11 protein-coding genes are annotated in these 16,061 nt (G+C 60.7%); all 11 read left to right on the top strand.

Annotated features, from left to right (window positions below; genetic code table 11):
- Nucleotides 1–6: 6 nt before the first annotated feature.
- Nucleotides 7–1,194 carry a flagellar basal body P-ring formation chaperone FlgA gene (gene flgA, locus NG895_RS30545; protein WP_252851873.1) on the top strand — a complete coding sequence of 396 codons (1,188 nt, stop codon included), beginning with the start codon at nucleotides 7–9 and terminating at the stop codon, nucleotides 1,192–1,194.
- Nucleotides 1,195–1,239: 45 nt separating this feature from the next.
- Complete coding sequence (locus NG895_RS07605; RefSeq protein ID WP_252851874.1) at nucleotides 1,240–1,944, top strand: flagellar basal body L-ring protein FlgH; 705 nt, start codon at nucleotides 1,240–1,242, stop codon at nucleotides 1,942–1,944.
- 65 nt (nucleotides 1,945–2,009) lie between these two features.
- Entirely contained in the window at nucleotides 2,010–3,131 is a 1,122-nt protein-coding gene (locus tag NG895_RS07610) for a flagellar basal body P-ring protein FlgI (protein ID WP_252851875.1), read from the top strand.
- 38 nt (nucleotides 3,132–3,169) lie between these two features.
- Nucleotides 3,170–3,601 carry a rod-binding protein gene (locus NG895_RS30550; protein WP_252851876.1) on the top strand — a complete coding sequence of 144 codons (432 nt, stop codon included), beginning with the start codon at nucleotides 3,170–3,172 and terminating at the stop codon, nucleotides 3,599–3,601.
- A 62-nt stretch (nucleotides 3,602–3,663) separates the two neighbouring features.
- Nucleotides 3,664–4,185, top strand: a complete 522-nt coding sequence (gene flgN / locus NG895_RS07620; RefSeq protein ID WP_252851877.1) for a flagellar export chaperone FlgN — start codon at nucleotides 3,664–3,666, stop codon at nucleotides 4,183–4,185.
- Nucleotides 4,186–4,308: 123 nt separating this feature from the next.
- Nucleotides 4,309–5,988 carry a flagellar hook-associated protein FlgK gene (flgK, locus tag NG895_RS07625; protein WP_252851878.1) on the top strand — a complete coding sequence of 560 codons (1,680 nt, stop codon included), beginning with the start codon at nucleotides 4,309–4,311 and terminating at the stop codon, nucleotides 5,986–5,988.
- A gap of 70 nt (nucleotides 5,989–6,058) precedes the next feature.
- The gene (locus NG895_RS07630; protein ID WP_252851879.1) at nucleotides 6,059–8,368 is read left to right on the top strand and encodes a flagellin N-terminal helical domain-containing protein; all 2,310 of its coding nucleotides are present in this window, start codon (nucleotides 6,059–6,061) and stop codon (nucleotides 8,366–8,368) included.
- 228 nt (nucleotides 8,369–8,596) lie between these two features.
- Nucleotides 8,597–9,025 carry a flagellar assembly protein FliW gene (gene fliW, locus NG895_RS07635; protein WP_252851880.1) on the top strand — a complete coding sequence of 143 codons (429 nt, stop codon included), beginning with the start codon at nucleotides 8,597–8,599 and terminating at the stop codon, nucleotides 9,023–9,025.
- Between the two features lie 324 nt (nucleotides 9,026–9,349).
- Complete coding sequence (gene csrA, locus NG895_RS07640) at nucleotides 9,350–9,568, top strand: carbon storage regulator CsrA (RefSeq protein WP_252851881.1); 219 nt, start codon at nucleotides 9,350–9,352, stop codon at nucleotides 9,566–9,568.
- Nucleotides 9,569–10,144: 576 nt separating this feature from the next.
- Entirely contained in the window at nucleotides 10,145–12,649 is a 2,505-nt protein-coding gene (locus tag NG895_RS07645) for a flagellin N-terminal helical domain-containing protein (protein WP_252851882.1), read from the top strand.
- 258 nt (nucleotides 12,650–12,907) lie between these two features.
- Nucleotides 12,908–16,012 carry a flagellar filament capping protein FliD gene (fliD, locus tag NG895_RS07650; protein ID WP_252851883.1) on the top strand — a complete coding sequence of 1,035 codons (3,105 nt, stop codon included), beginning with the start codon at nucleotides 12,908–12,910 and terminating at the stop codon, nucleotides 16,010–16,012.
- The last annotated feature ends 49 nt before the right edge of the window (nucleotides 16,013–16,061 follow it).

The following is a 16,061-nucleotide window of genomic DNA, read 5'->3' on the forward strand; positions in this document are numbered from 1 at the left end:
TGAACCGTGAATTTCGACCTGATAACAAAACGGATTGCCATCACGACCTTCGTGGTCTCGGCACTGGTTTGCGGCCATGCGTTGTCCGCCGACGTGGTGCTTCGCGAGAAGGTCACGCCCGTCAAGTCGGTCATTTCACTGGGCGACATTGCCGACATTCAGAACGTGGACAAGGCCGAGCAGCAACGACTGGCACTGATGCCGCTGTGGGTGGCGCCGCCGGTCGGCGAAAAACGGTACGTTACCACCAATCAGGTTCGCGAAGTGCTGAAGAGCCGCGGCTTCGATGCCACCGACCTGAAGGTGTACGGCGCGCCGCGAGTGGCCATCGGCTGGGACAACCAACCGCGCCTCGAGCCAACTCCACCTGTTGCCCCCCAGCCCGAACCAAGCCCTGTGGCCAGCAACTCCATGGGTTTTCGCGTTCCGCCAACCACCACGCTCGGCCCGGCTCCTCAACCGGTCAAACGCGATCCAATGTTTCTCTCCGGCGAGCAACAGGATCAACTGGCCGACCAGGTTCGCGAGGCCATCGTACGTTACCTCGAAGATCAGTCCGGCAAGATCGGATTGGTGGACGTCGAATTCGATCTGTCCCGCCGTCATGGCGAACTGCTCTCGGCTCAGCAGAGCGAAATCCTGGTCAGCGGCGGTCGCAGCCCGTGGTTCGGCCGGCAGTCATTGGAAATATCCTTCGTGGGCGAGAAGGGACCGCTCGAGCTTCCGCTCAGTGTCACGGCCTACGACCTGACCCCCGTGTTGGTGGCCAAGCGATCGTTGGCCAAGGGCCAACTTATCTCGGCGGCCGATGTCGCCATTGAATCGCCCCCTCGCGATGCCCGGGTTGCGTCCAACCACACGATGGTCTACTCGCTGGAAGGAGCGCTGGGGCACGAAGCGGCTCGGGCCATTCGCGAAGGCGACGTCGTCGCAGCCGAGATGTGCCTGCCGCCGCAGATGATCACGCGTAACGAAATCGTCGAACTGGTTTCGGCCAGTGGCGGCATCATCATTCGTCGCCAGGCGAAAGCACTTACCGACGCCCGCCAGGGTGAAATCACCGAGGTGGAACTGCCCAATTCGAAGGAGCGGTTGGTGGCCCGCGTTGTCGGCCCGGGCAAGCTGGCCACCATGGGCAGCACACTCACCACAATTCGCAGCAGGCAGCCCCTGCCTCCTGCAGGATACCGATAATCGATTGCAGCGCCACGGCGAACTACCAACTCCACGAATCGAATCATGATGAACTACTTCACCCCACGCCACCTGACGCTCTTTGCGGCGATGCTGATGTTGTCGGTGGCGATGGCCTCGGCGCAAGAAGGCAGTTTGATGGCCCAGCCGCAACAAGCGGACAATGGCGATCTGCTGCCATCCGGTCCATTGACGCTAGATCAGACTTCGTTCCTGTTCCGCCCTGTGCCCCCCGAAGCGCAACGCGAGGTACGGCCGAACGACAAGATTATTGTGATCGTCGACTACCGCACCGCGATGTATAGCGATGGCACCACCCGGAGCCGGAAGACCTCCAACTTCAACGCCGCGTTGCTGGACTGGATCGGCTTCGACGGCCGCGACATCTTCGCCGCACCGCAGTCGCGCGGCGACCCCACGATCGCCGGCCAGCTGAACAGCCAGACGCGAGCCCAAACCGAATTGGAACTCGAGGACTCGCTCACGTTCAAGATTGCCGCCACGGTTGTTGACATCCGTCCGAACGGCGACCTGGTGATCGAGGCCCACCGGCAGGTTCGCAACAATGAAGAAGTTTGGATGCAGTCGCTGCGAGGTGTTGTGGCGCGGCAGTTCGTGAACCCCGACCGCACGGTCCGCAGCGATGCAATCGCCGAACTGGCCATCGATAAACGCGAGATGGGCCAGGTTCGCGACGGAACCAATCGTGGTTGGCTAAACAAGTGCTGGGGCAAGTGGAAGCCGTTCTAAACGGACGTTCCTCACCAAACTCTGTCTTTTTCTTCTTCCCTACCAACACGAGAGAGTCTTTCAGGATGATCCTCCCTCGAATTCAGTTCCCGACGCTTCCCACCGTGCTGGCGATCGCCCTGCTGGCCTTGGGCCAAAGTGCGTCGGCGGAAACGGAGCTGCGGAACATCTGCCGCCTGAAGGGGCAGGAAGAAAACACGCTTACCGGCCTTGGCCTGGTGGTGGGACTGAACGGCACTGGCGAAGCCGGCGATCGTGCCACGATGGAAGCCATCGCTCGGGTGATGGACCTGCTCGGCAGCCCCGTAACTGCCAGTGGCGGCTATCTCGATCCGACAGCGGTGAACGAACTGAAGAAGATCAAGAACGTCGCACTCGTCATCGTTCGGGCCACGGTGCCGGCCACCGGCGTACGACGGGGCGAACAGCTCGACTGCACGGTATCGGCACTGAACGGAAAGAGCCTGTACGGCGGCCAACTGTCATTTGCCGCTCTGCAAGGCCCGAATCCCCAAGATGGCCAAGTGTACGCCACGTGCGCGGGAGGGATTCACGTGGAGAGCATCGACGCCCCCACGGTGGGCTTCGTCCACAAGGGCTGTCGCATGGAAGCCGACGTCCGTACGCCGTTTTACCTGGAACGCAACGGCGAGAAGTTCATCACCCTGGTTCTCGATCCCAACCACGCCAGCTTTCACACGGCGGCCAACATTGCCGAGCGGATTCGCATGGACTACGCCGGCTACTACACAACCACCGACCTGACCGCCCGCGGTCTGCAAGGCAATACGCAGTTTGTTCGCGCAATCGACGCCACGAACATCGAAGTCAAAGTGCCGACAAGCTATCGGAATCAGCCAGTACAGTTCGCCTACGAGTTGCTCGAACAGAAGATCAGCGAGGAGGACGCCGAAGCTCGCGTGGTGATCAACAAACGCACCGGCACCGTGGTGATTAGCGGCGATGTACGAATTGGCGATGTGATTGTCGTCCACAACAACATCGTGGTCGAAGCCGGCACGCCAGTTGAATTCACCCAACTGGTCGACAACGCCTCGGTGAATCCCAGTCTGCAACGGCTGGTCACCCAGCTGAACAATTTGAAAGTGAACGAGCAGGACGTCATCGAGATCATCCAGCGAATCGCCATCGCCGGCAAGCTGCACGGCAAGCTGATCATCGAATAATTGCGACCATTCACCTCAAGAACTTCGGGACCACTACCGTGAACATCGCCTCGACTCTTGCCTCGGCCAACTACGACCTGCCCCAGGTTTCGACCTCGGCCAACCGCCTGCGTGCGGAGCAATCTACGTCGTCGCAGTCGGTGAAGAACGCCGAGCGTGTATACGACGCCTTCTCGAAGTTCGTCGGCGAGACCTTCTACGGCCAGATGACCAAGTCGATGCGGTCGACAGTCGACAAACCGGCCTATTTCCATGGTGGTCGGGGCGAGGAGGTCTTCCAAAGCCAACTCGACCAGCAGCTCGCGCAAGAGTGGGCTGAGCAATCGGGCGACCGCTTCGCGGAGCCGATGTTCGAGCAAGCATTCCCCGAGCATGCCCAAGTGCTTCGCGAGGCTCGCCAGGCAGCCAATGTCGCCGAAACCAAGAACGCCCCGTCGCTGCAGGACCTGAACGGACTGCGACGCTACTAACCTGAGATTCCTGATCGGCCTCGTGACGTCCAGCTCACCCACTTTCACCAACAGCCCTTGATATGACTGATCAAGCCACTACGCAGCCCGCGGCCACTCCCACCACCGATTGGGAGGCACGCATCAGCCAGCTGCTATCGAATCTTTCCAGCGTGCAGGGGGACCTGCTCGCGTTGCTGGGCGAGAAACGCGAATCGTTGGCGGCCGGCGAGTACGAAAAGCTCGACTCGTTCACGAATCGGGAGGCTGAGCTAGTGAGTCGGCTGGAACACTGCCATACCGAACGCGAACAACTGCTGGGCGAAGCCCGCCGCGAGGGTCTGCCCGCCGGCAGTGTCCGCTCGCTGGCGCAAGCACTGCCAGCGACCGAGCGGAGCGATTTGCAGACCTCTGTCGATCAGGCACGCAAGCAAAGCCGATTACTACAACATCACAGTCTGACGAACTGGGTAGTGGTGCAACGCACGTTGCTGCACCTGTCGCAAATGATCGAGATCATCGCCACCGGCGGCCGCATGAAAGCCACCTACGGCACCAGCGCCCATGCCAACAGCAGTGGGGCGTTGGTCGACCAGGAAGCGTAACCGCAAACAGCAAACATCCCGACGAGGCGTCGCTCGTCGGCGGTTGGGCCAGCCTGCCTACTCACCTACTCACCTACTTACTAGCAACCTCAACCTAACATGTCGCTCTTCGGTTCCCTTCAGATGGCCAGCAACACCCTGCAAGCAATGCAGGTGGGTTTGCACGTGGTGGGCAATAACATTGCCAACGCCAATACGCCAGGGTACATCCGCGAAGAGGTGGTCTACGCTCCCGCGCCCGTGCAGAAAAAGGGCGATCTGGTGCTGGGCCTGGGCGTGGTGGTCGAGGGCATCGTCCAGAAGGTCGACAAATTCCTCCAGGAACGGCTCCGCAACTCAGCCAGCGACCGGTCCAACGCCGAGGTGCAGGAGAAAGCGTACGCAGACCTCGAACAGATCCTCGGCGAACTCTCCGACACCGACCTGAGTTCCTCATTTAGCAGCTTCTTCGGAGCGATCGACGAGGTACTCAATGTGCCGGACGATCTTTCGAATCGCAATCTGGCCGTGCTGGCCGGCAAGAACCTGGTGCGCGACTTCAATCGCTTCTCCACCCGCACCGAAGACTTGCACGAGCGACTCGACATTCGGGTAAATGAGATCGCCGGCGAGATCAACGAATTGTCGGAGGAAATCCGCAAGCTGAACCTGCAGATCACGGAGGTGGAAGGGGGCGGCCTGTCAGGTAGCGATGCCGGTGGGCTCCGCGTGCAACGCGACAACGCCGTGGCCGCCCTGGCCGAGCTGGCCGACGTTCGAGTGGTCGAACAACCAACCGGCGCGTTGACGGTCACCGTGGGTGGAGAGTACATCGTCACCGATGGCATCCGCCGCGAGGTGTTTGCCGACGACAGCACCACCGCCGGCAGGAATACTTCGATCATCCGATTCCACGACACCAACGCTGAACTGGATGTTAGTGCCGGCGAGATTCGCGGCCTGTACGCCGCCCGCGACGAAATCACCGGTGGAGTACTCTCCGACCTGGACGAACTCGCCGCGACGCTGGCATTTGAGTTCAACAAGATCTACTCGCAGGGTCAGGGCGTCGAAGGGTTCAGTCGTGTGAGCAGCGTCGACACCGTGATCGACAGCGCCGCGGCGCTCGACGAAGCGGGTCTAGCATTTACGCCCGTCAACGGGGCGTTCGATATCCTGATCCGCAATACCAACACCGACAAGGTGGTTACCCAGACCATTCGCGTCGACCTCAACGGCTTGGACGACGACACCTCGCTGGAGGACCTGGCCGCTGAGATATCGAGCGTGTCCGGTCTCACGGCCTCGATAACATCCACCGGTGGGCTGAACATTGCCACGGACGCGGCCAACACCGAATTTGCCTTCTCGGGCGACACCAGCGGCGTCCTGGCAGCACTTGGGATCAACACCTTTTTCACCGGTTCGACGGCCGCCACGCTGGGCGTCAACCAGCAACTCGAAGGCATCGACAACGCGGGCCTGTTCGCCGCCAGCCTGGGAGGCATTAAGGAAGACGCGCGGAACGCCGAGCGGATGGTGGAGTTCTTCACGCAGTCGCTCGACTCGCTTGGCGGGGCAAGTCTTTCTGATAAATACAGTCAGCTGGCCAACGGCATCGCCCAAGGGTCGGCCGCCGCCAAGTCGGTGGCCGAAGGCTTTCGCACGTTCGAAACCACCCTGGAGGGAGAGTCGCAGGCCTTGAGCGCCGTGAACATCGACGAAGAGGCGGTGAAGATGATCTCGCTGCAGCGCAGCTATCAGGCTTCCGCAAAGTACATCCAGACCATCTCGCAACTGCTCGACATGCTGGTGAATTTGTAGGTGAGTAGGTGAAATAACCGTCGAGCTGCGCCTCGTCGGAATGGAATTCTGTTAACGCATTGACCAACCTATGGCAATTCTTCCCGTACCGACGACGCGAGTCAGTGACCTGCTGGCAACTCGCCGCATCACGCAACAGGTCCAAGCGGATCAGTTGGCCCTGCTGCGCTCGCAGACGCAGATCTCCACCGGGCGGAGGATCCTGTCGCCCAGCGACGATGCACCGGCCTCATTGCGGGCACTGAACCTGCAGCGAATTCTCGAGCGAAAGCTGCAAACCCAAACCAGTTTGCGCGATAGTGTGCTGTTTCTCAGCGAAGCGGAAAGCTCCGTCGACGAAGTCTCCAACATCCTCAACAGCGTGAAGTCCGAGGCCCTCGGCATCGACTCTACGACCTCCACGGAGGAAGAACGCCTGGCGGTGGTCAACCAGATTGACCGCGCCCTGGAGCAGTTGGTCAATATCAGCAACAGTCAGTTTCGCGACCGCTACCTGTTCGCTGGTTCGCGGTCGCAGTCGCTGCCCTATGATTACGAGGGCGAGTACATTTCCTACAACGGCAACGAGGACCAGCTCCGCAGCTTCGTGGACATTGGCTACCTGTACGAAACCAATGTGCCTGGAAGCGAAGTCTTTGGTGGCATCAGCGAACAGATCCGTGGCTCGGTCGACCTGAATCCCCATCTGTCCCGCACCACTCAGGTGCAGCATCTCAACGGCGGTGCCGGAATCGATCGCGGAGCGGTCGAGATTGTCTACGTCAACGCATCGAATCAGGCCACCAGTTCGGTGGTCGATCTTTCGAATGCCGCCACGATCGGCGACGTCGCTCGTTTTCTGCAGAACGGTGTTCCTGAAGGATCGGGTATCACCGTCGAGGTCACCGGCACGGGGCTGCAACTCAACACCGCCAGTGGCACCGAAGGGGTCATGATTCGCGAAGTGGGCGAGGGCCGCGTGGCGCGCGACCTGGGCATTTACAGCGTTACACCCCAGTCGTCGCTGACCGGAGACGATATCACCCCCTCGATCCTCAAGACCACCCGCCTGGCCGATCTGCTGGGCACCAAGGCGCAGGCCACGGTCACCTCGATTGGCAACAACAACGATTTTTTTGTTACCGCCACCCAGAACGGGTCGAACGTCGACCCCGCGGATGCCTTGTCCGATCCGCTCAATGGGGTGACCATTCAGTTCGTCGATGGGACCCTGTCCGGCAGCGAGTCGGCCACCTACGATGGTTCGACCGGCACGCTCACCGTCACCATCGAGGCGGGCGTCTCCACATCAGCCCAGGTGGTCGATGCCATCAACGCCGAAGCCTCCGGACTGTTTACGGCCGAGGTGGACTACCGCGACGCGGCGCCCGGCGCCGGGGGACTTGGAGCGGTGGAAGTCGGCACATCGGCCGTCACTGCGGGCGGCAGCGGCACCGTGCTCGACCAATCTTCGGGGCTCAATCTCACCAACGGCGGGCAAAGCATCACTGTTGATATTAGCCAGGCCGAGACGGTCGAGGAACTGCTGAACATCCTTAACCAGGAAGAACTCGGCCTGCAGGTCGAGATCAACGAAGCAGGCACCGGCATCAATATACGCTCGCGGCTAAGCGGTGCCGATTTGACCATTGGCGAAGTAGGCGGTGGACTAACCGCCACGCAATTGGGGGTTCGCACTCTGACGGAGACCTCGCGTCTGGAAAACTTCAACCGCGGCGTCGGGGTGCTGGTCGACGGGGTGACTACCTTCGAGATTGATTTGACCACCCTTGGCCCGCCGGATTCTACCGTCACGCATACGATCGATCTCGATAGTTCGACCACCGTGCAGGACGTGATGGACGAAATCGCCGCCCAGACCGGCGGCGACGTGACCGTGTCGCTAGCGGCCGATGGAAACGGCTTGGTGCTGACCGACAACTCGGGTGCCGACTCGATGCGGGTGTCGGGTCAACCAGCGGAGTATCTGGGGTTCGTGGAGGATGGCGCGGACGACGCGGTAAGCACCAGTGGCGCGCTCACTTCCAGCGATCGCAATACAGTGGAGACCGATAGCGTGTTCAATACGCTGCTCCGCCTGCGAAATGCGATACAGGATGCCGACTACCCGGCCATCGGCCGCGAGATCAACCAGATCGAAACCGATCTGGACCGCGTGAACTTCGCCCGCAGCGAGGTGGGTGCACGGTTGCAGAACCTCGAGATGCTGGAGCACCGCCACCAGGACGAGGAAGTGGCGATTCGCAGTGCCTTGTCCGAGGAGATCGATGTCGACCTGACCGAAGCCATTTCCGATTTCACCGCTCGACAATACTCGCTGCAGGCCTCACTGCAAGTGGCGGGCAGCATGCTGCAGATGACGTTGCTCGATTTCATCTAACCAGTGGCGTCGAAATTCACGAAAGATGCCTGGCCCAGCGTTCGCGGTAGACACGGATGCTAGCAACGATGGCACGATTCACTTTACCCAGGTCCACCTGCGCCGATTTTTGTGATTCCATCTACTGTAGCGGCCGATGGAGTTAGCAGGCGCCGGTATACCGCGATACCGCGCGCAGAGTTTGATGCCGCCACCCGCATCTGAATTTTGGAGCAGGCGATGTACGTGATGACCACCCGCTTTGGCAATGTCCCGATCGAACCCTCCGACGTACTGCGGTTCGACCAGGGCTTGATTGGAATGGAAACGTGCCGCGAGTGGGTGCTGCTGGCGGACGAATCGAACAGTTCGTTGGCCTGGCTGCAGTCGCTGGACCGCTCCGAAGTGGCCCTGGCAGTGGTGAGCCCTCGCCGCTTCGTGCGCGACTATCAGGTCCGCATCAGTAGCCGCGACATCGCACCGCTGGGCGGTGGTACTGCCAAGTCGCTGCAGGTGCTGGCCATTCTCAATCGCCACCAGGACACGCTAACGCTCAATCTGAAAGCTCCGATTGTGGTCAATTTGACGACCAACCGGGGACGTCAGGTCGTGGCCAAGAACGACCACGAGGTGCAGTACGTGTTGGGCGCCACGATCCCGCTGCGACGATCGGCCTGAGTGATCCACGCCCCGCGAGCCCGCGGGCCGTCTCGCCAGTGGTAAGCTGTGCGGAGGGCAGCGGTTCTTCGCCTGGCAATTACAGCGGGCACTGCATAATCCCTACCTCTACGGGGTGATTGCAGTTTTCGTGGTCGGGCATCCGAAGAACCATGACAGGCAGCCAACAGCTAGCGACGCGTCGCCGATTGATAGCCGACGTGACAACTGGCTGTTGCAGGCTACGGCTTGCAGAATCGGCGTGCCTACCTGTACTTACTGTCCCCAACCGTCAGCAAAGCTGCCCCCGCAGGCACGCGGCTCCAGGCCGCCAAGGAGTCCACCATGTTGGTCCTATCACGACAGCGCGACGAAAGCATCATCATCGGCGACAACGTGGTAGTTACCATTGTCGACGTGCGTGGCGACAAGGTTCGGCTGGGAATCGAAGCTCCCATCGAAATTCCGGTGCACCGTCAAGAAGTGTACGAGGCCATTCAGCGCGAGAATCGCAAGGCGGCCGAGATGAAGCCTGAGGACACCGAAGGTCTTCCCAAGCAATAGCGGCCGCTGGTTAGTGACCGTTCCGTGTCATAGTTTCGAGCTGATTTTTCTCTTCGTATTGCGCACTCGCGTGCTGACTTCTCGCTGGCGTGGACCGCTAAGCCCACCTTGCATTGAGCACCTGCGTGTCTCTTTTGCAAGTCCTCTATTTGCACCAGTCAGTTGCGACAGGGGCATTCTTCGGCACTCCACAGCACCCGCCCTTCAACCGGCAAGCTGTAACACCTGTGCTGATTGAGCAATCGATGTCAATTCAGATTACCTGAAAACCAGCTGGTCAAATCAAGCCCCCAAATTCACAGACCGATAGCTTGGTCTAGACGGCAAGGTCGTTCCGAGCCGTTGCTGGCGCTCGCATCATGTAGTGCGCGGGGCAGCCCAAAAGCCATGTGGAAAATGCTCCCATTTTTTTCCGCACGCGCATTGAACGCAACCTAGTGTTGCACAGCAAGCCGACAAAATAGGCGGACTTGCTAGCCGACTAGAGAGACAGGCCGGGGTCATTCACTCCCGATCCAACCGTCCAGTCCGGTCAAACTTTGAAACAATTTCTTGTTTGTTTAAGGGGTGTTTGCAATGACTCGAATTAACACCAACGTGAGCTCGCTCATCGGCCGCAATAACCTGAATAGGGCCAACGCGGGTCTGTCGCAAGCTCTCACTCGTCTCAGCACAGGTTTGCGGATCAACACCGGTAAAGATGACCCGGCTGGTTTGATCGCCAGCGAAAATCTGCGTAGCGATATCACCTCCATCAAGCGTGCGATCAGCAATACCGATCGCGCCAACCAGGTGATCGCCACGGCCGACAGCGCTCTGGGACAGGTCTCCTCGCTGCTCAACGACATTCGCGGTCTGGTGACCGAATCGGCCAACGCCGGTGCTTTGTCGGACGAACAGGTTGCTGCTAACCAGTTGCAGGTCGACTCCTCACTCGAAGCGCTCAACCGAATCGCCCAAACCACCACGTTCCAAGGCCGACGGCTGTTGGACGGAACGCTCGATTTCATCACCGATTCGGCCGATAGCGACTTCTCCAACATTTCGGACCTGAAGATCGACCAGGCCAACCTGGGCAGCGCCGGTTCGGTGGATGTGGACATTGCCATCACCACAGCGGCCACCCAAGCCACCGTCGAGGTTGCCGACTTCCCGGCCGCGACCACGGCCGCTCAAGCGACGGGCGACTTGGACCTCACGCTCAACCAGTCCGCGGTTGCCGGTAGCGTAACCGGCGGTGGCAGCTTTGCCGTCGATACCCCGGCTGAACAGGCGACCGGAACGACTGCCGCGCTGACGAACGGCGACGCCCTGACCATTACGGCCCTGGCCGGTGGTGCTGCGGACGGTACGAACGGCAACGACATCGACATCACCTTCGTCGACAGCAACGACTCGGGTGGTGCGGTGAACAGTGTGAACTTCGCTGCCGGCGTGATCACGGTGACCGCCGACTTGACAACTGGTGTTGGGTCGGACGTGATTGCCGCTGCGATTGCGGCCTCCAATGGTGGTGCCGACTTCTCGGCTACTTCGGACGGCACGGCCAACGTGGTGGCTGCCGATGTTGGAACGCTGACCGACGTCACCACTGGTGGTGTCGACGCCGCCACCGACGCCGCTGCAGCCTTCACGGCCACAACCACTGCTGGCGAAAACTTCGACATTACCTTCGACCTGACCGGTGGAAGTGGCACGGGTATCGTCGTCACAGGTGACGCGACGCTTGGCTACACCGTCACCATCGGCGACGACTACGTGGGCGACCTCGACAGTGTTGCCGCGGCCATCAACTCCAATGTTAGCGAAATCTCCGACGCGGCGTTCGACACAAACCTGACACTGGATGTTGCCGAAGGCGACAACGGCTCAACCATCGCCAACGTCGTGAACATCACCGGCGGTTCAGCCACCGGTGCGGTTGGTACGCTGGCTCTCGATATTGCGACGGTTGGCAACACCGATGCCTACAACGACTTCACCATCGACGTTACCGAGGGTGGAGGCACTGGCAACGAAGTCATCGTGTCGCTCGACACTGGCACGGGCAGTCTGGGCGTCGATATCACCGGTACGGTGACGGCGCAGGAGATCTTGGACGCCATCAACGCCTTCGAGGTCGACGGTGCCCAGGTCTTCGAAGCCACGTTCGACAGCACCAACTCGACGGGCGGCTTCACCGCCGCTGGTACGAGCTACGTCGAATCGTCGGACTCGGCTCCAGTCACTGCCCCAACCCTGACGGGCGGCGACACCGGTGGTGGTCTGGCCAACGACGTCGTGTTCGAACTGTCGGGCACCAACGGTGCCGAGGTTATCTCCTTCGGTGCTGGCACCTCGATTGACTCGGTTGTCGACGGCATCAACCTGGTGAGCGACGCAACGGGTGTGACTGCCACGGCCAACGGCACCACGCTCGAGTTCACCACCTCCGCTTACGGCACCGACGCCTTCGTCGACCTGAGCGTAATTGAAGACGATGGCGGCCTGTTTTCCGACACCCGTACCACGGGTACGGACGTGGTGGCCACGGTCAACGGCATCTCTGCCACGGGTAGCGGTAACGTCCTGTCGATCAACACCGCTTCGCTTGACTTGACCGCCACGGTGGATTCGAGCTTTACCGGAACGGCCAGCTTCACCATCTCCGGTGGTGGTGCCCTGTTCCAACTCGGTCCGGACGTCGTGTCGAATCAGCAAGCTCGCCTCGGTATCGGCAGCGTGAACACTGCCCGCCTGGGTGGTGCTAGCGGCAAGCTGTACCAGCTTGGTACTGGTGGATCGGCCGACCTGTCGACCGACACCACGGTTGCCGCCGACATCATCGGCGAAGCAATCGACCAGGTCACTTCGCTTCGCGGTCGACTGGGTGCGTTCCAGCGTACGACGCTCGAGACGAACAAGAACGCCTTGAACGACACGTTGAACAACCTGACCGAGGCCGAAAGCTCGATCCGCGACGCCGACTTTGCTGAAGAAACTGCCAACCTGACCCGGTCGCAGATTCTGGTCCAGTCGGGTACACGAGTTCTGCAGATCTCGAATCAGAACCCACAGAACGTGCTGTCGCTGCTCGGCTAAACCGCTAGCAGTTAGCAAAACCTACCAAACCGGTCCGAATCGCCAGATTCGGACCGGTTTTTTCTTTGTCAGGGGATCCTCGGCCAAACGCTTTGCTGGCATGGTGATTAGCCTGAACTCGGCTAGCTTGCCTGGTCGATAAAATCGATAGCGTTGCGCTTCGTGCCGCACCGCTGGTGTTGCGCGCCTGGCCGTGAGCTACCCTTGTGCGATCGCCCAGCGTGCCGCAACGAACCACTCAACCGAGCGTTTGAGAGCATGGGACAGTTTCAATCCAGCGTAGGCCTGATCACCGGTATTCCGATCAAGGATACCGTCGATCAGCTAATGCAAATCGCCGCGACACCGCGCGACACGCTGCAGGAACGCACCGACGCCCTGACGGCCGAGCGGACCGCCCTGGAACAAGTCACCTCGTTGCTATTGGGGATGCGATTCTCCGCCGGCTCGCTCAACGCCTCGAGCCTGTACACGGCCACCAAGGCCACGTCCAGCAACCAGAACTTGATGACGGTCGCCACGAAGACCAACCCTCCTCCTCAGCCGGGCACTTACACGTTCACGCCGCTGCAAACGGCCACCAATCACCAGGTGGTGAGCAGCGCGTTTACGGATGTGGCCAACCAGCTTTCCAGCGGAACCTTCCGCATTGGCGCGGGAGGCCACGTCGATCGAGGCATTCGCCTGAGCGAACTCAATTCGGGCGACGGTTTTGCCGCCGGCAAGATTCGCATCACCGACCGCAGTGGTGCTTCGGCCGAAGTCGATCTGCGTACTGCGCTGACGGTGGACGACGTGTTGGAGGCCATCAACAGCAATAGCGACATCGATGTCACGGCCTCGGTCGCGGGCGACTCGTTTGTGCTCACGGACAACACCGGTGGAGCGGGCAACCTTCGCGTGAAGGAAGTTGGACTCGGCTCCGCGGCTGCCAGTCTGGGGCTGGCCGAGGTGAACGTGGCCGCCGACAGCGTGACCGGCGACGACGTGTTCTCGCTGCACTCGGGTACGCTGCTGAGTTCGCTGAACGATGGCACAGGCGTGCAGGTCCACAGCGTGGGAGACGTGCTCACGGTTACCCTGGCGGACGAATCGGAACTGACCATCGACGTCAGCGGCTCCACCTCGCTGGGGGCCATCATCAATGCCATCAACGCCGCTGACAACACAAAGCTCTCGGCCGCAATTTCCGCCGATGGCAACAGACTCGAGCTGACCGACCTGACCTCCGGCAGCGGCGCCTTTGGCGTAACCAGCACCGGCACCGTAGCCGAAGACCTGGGGCTTACGAGCACGGCCGTTGGAGGAGTGATCACCGGCAAGCGGTTGATCTCCGGACTCCGCGACACCCTGGTCAGTTCGCTCAATGGCGGACAGGGATACAGCGAATTGACGAGCATCGATATTGTCGACCGAGCTGGCAACCCGCTGGTGAACGTCGATCTCTCCGCGGCCGAAACGCTGAGCGACCTTGTCGATACGATCAACGAGTCGGGCGCCAACGTCACCGCGGCGATCAACGGCTCGCGAAACGGCATTTCCATCACCGACAACTCGGGTGGCACCGGCAATCTAACCATCAGCAGCAGCGACACGACGGCCGCCGCGCTGGGAATCGAGGTGGACGACGCCGTGGGGTCAGTCAACTCCGGCAGTCTCAACCGCCAGGTGGTGAGCGAATCGACCCTGCTTGAGGACTTCAACGGCGGCAAAGGCGTTCGCCTGGGCGACTTCCGCATCACCGACTCGGCCGGCAACCGGGCTGCGGTGAGCCTGGACTCCAGCAATGCGGAAGCCGAAACGATAGGCGACGTGATCGACAAGATCAACGCGTTGTCGGTTCAGGTGGAAGCTCGTATCAACGATACCGGCGATGGCATTCTGATTACCGACCTGGCCGGCGGTTCGGGCACCCTGTCGATCACCGACAGCGATGGCGACAGCGCGGCCGCCGATCTGCGGATCGCAACCGCCTCGAGCGACACCGACGACAGCGGTCAACAGATCATCGACGGCCGCACCAGCTTCGAAGTCGATCTAAGCACGCTGGAGATTCCCGACAGCATCGCGCTAAGCACGCTGAATGGCGGCAGCGGCATTCAACTCGGCACCATCGAGGTAACCACCGGCGATGGCACCGCGTTCTTTGTCCAGCTCGATAAGCCGGGCGACGAGGCCTACACCGTGCAGGACGTGATCGACAAGATCAACGACGCGGCCACCGCCGCCGGCACCGAACTGGTGGCCAGCCTCAACAACGCCGGCAACGGCATTCAACTGGTCGACTCCTCCCTCGGCAACGAGACGCTCTCCGTCCGCGATCTCGGCAGTGGCACCGCCGCGGCGGAACTGCGGTTGACCAACAACGCGAACAAAAACCTGACCACAGGCATCCAACGAATCAATGGCTCGGGCGCCTTCACGGCGCTGGACGAGGATGCCGACGCCCTGGGCATATTGGTTCAGCAGATCAACGACTTCGACGGCGGCTTCACCGCCAGCACGTTTTTCGACGGCACCGGCTACCGGCTGTCCATCACCTCGGAGAACACCGGCAACGCGGCGGAACTGCTGGTCGACACGTCCACTGCCGGCTTCAGCACGCAGGACGCCACCCGCCCGCGCGACGCCGTGCTGCAGTACGGCAATTCGGGCACGGGTGGCATCGTTGTTACGTCGACCAACAACACTTTCGACAATGTCGTTCAGGGACTGTCGGTCACCGTGAACAGGGCCTCGAGTGATCCGGTCACGGTCGAGGTTGGCACCGATACGACGAAGCTGACCAACGCCACGCAGAATTTAGTCGACTCGTTCAATTCGCTACGGACGACCCTCGAGCAGCTCACCTCGTTCGATGCCGCATCGAACACGACAGGCCTGCTGTTTGGTCGTAACGAGGTGATTCGAGTTGAACTCGACCTGGCCAATGTCCTCACCTCGGCCTTCTCCAGCAGTTCCGAATTCCGCACGCTGTCGACCCTCGGCATCCGTCTGAATCAAGAAGGCGAGCTGGAGTTCGACTCTGCCCGACTGGCCGAAGCGCTCGAAGAAAACCCCAACGAGGTTCAGAAGCTGTTTACCTTGGATGGCCTGGGCGTGGTGGACAAACTGCAGGCGGCCATCGACAGTCTGGCCGGCGAAGAAAACTCCGCCCTGACCCGACGATACGACTCGCTCACCTCGACCATCGAGAACAACGAAGCACGCATCGAGTCGATGACGGAGTTTCTGGCACGCGAACGCGAGCGAACCCTGCTCGAGTTCTACACGCTGGAACAGACCATCAGCCAGCTGCAGTCGAACATCGATGTGATTGAATCGATCCAGTTTATCGCTCCGGTCAATCGCAGTAGCTCCTAGGTAACATCCAGCTGGCACCTCGCACACTACTAGTACTCATGAAATAGGA

Source organism: Aeoliella straminimaris, from assembly GCF_024054565.1.
GTDB classification, from domain to species: Bacteria; Planctomycetota; Planctomycetia; order Pirellulales; family Lacipirellulaceae; genus Aeoliella; species Aeoliella straminimaris.

Coding starts and splice junctions, on each gene's coding strand:
- NG895_RS07605 (WP_252851874.1), top strand. CDS start 1,240: ATGATGAACTACTTCACCCCACGCCACCTGACGCTCTTTGCGGCGATG.
- NG895_RS07610 (WP_252851875.1), top strand. CDS start 2,010: ATGATCCTCCCTCGAATTCAGTTCCCGACGCTTCCCACCGTGCTGGCG.
- flgN (WP_252851877.1), top strand. CDS start 3,664: ATGACTGATCAAGCCACTACGCAGCCCGCGGCCACTCCCACCACCGAT.
- flgK (WP_252851878.1), top strand. CDS start 4,309: ATGGCCAGCAACACCCTGCAAGCAATGCAGGTGGGTTTGCACGTGGTG.
- NG895_RS07630 (WP_252851879.1), top strand. CDS start 6,059: ATGGCAATTCTTCCCGTACCGACGACGCGAGTCAGTGACCTGCTGGCA.
- fliW (WP_252851880.1), top strand. CDS start 8,597: ATGACCACCCGCTTTGGCAATGTCCCGATCGAACCCTCCGACGTACTG.
- csrA (WP_252851881.1), top strand. CDS start 9,350: ATGTTGGTCCTATCACGACAGCGCGACGAAAGCATCATCATCGGCGAC.
- NG895_RS07645 (WP_252851882.1), top strand. CDS start 10,145: ATGACTCGAATTAACACCAACGTGAGCTCGCTCATCGGCCGCAATAAC.
- fliD (WP_252851883.1), top strand. CDS start 12,908: ATGGGACAGTTTCAATCCAGCGTAGGCCTGATCACCGGTATTCCGATC.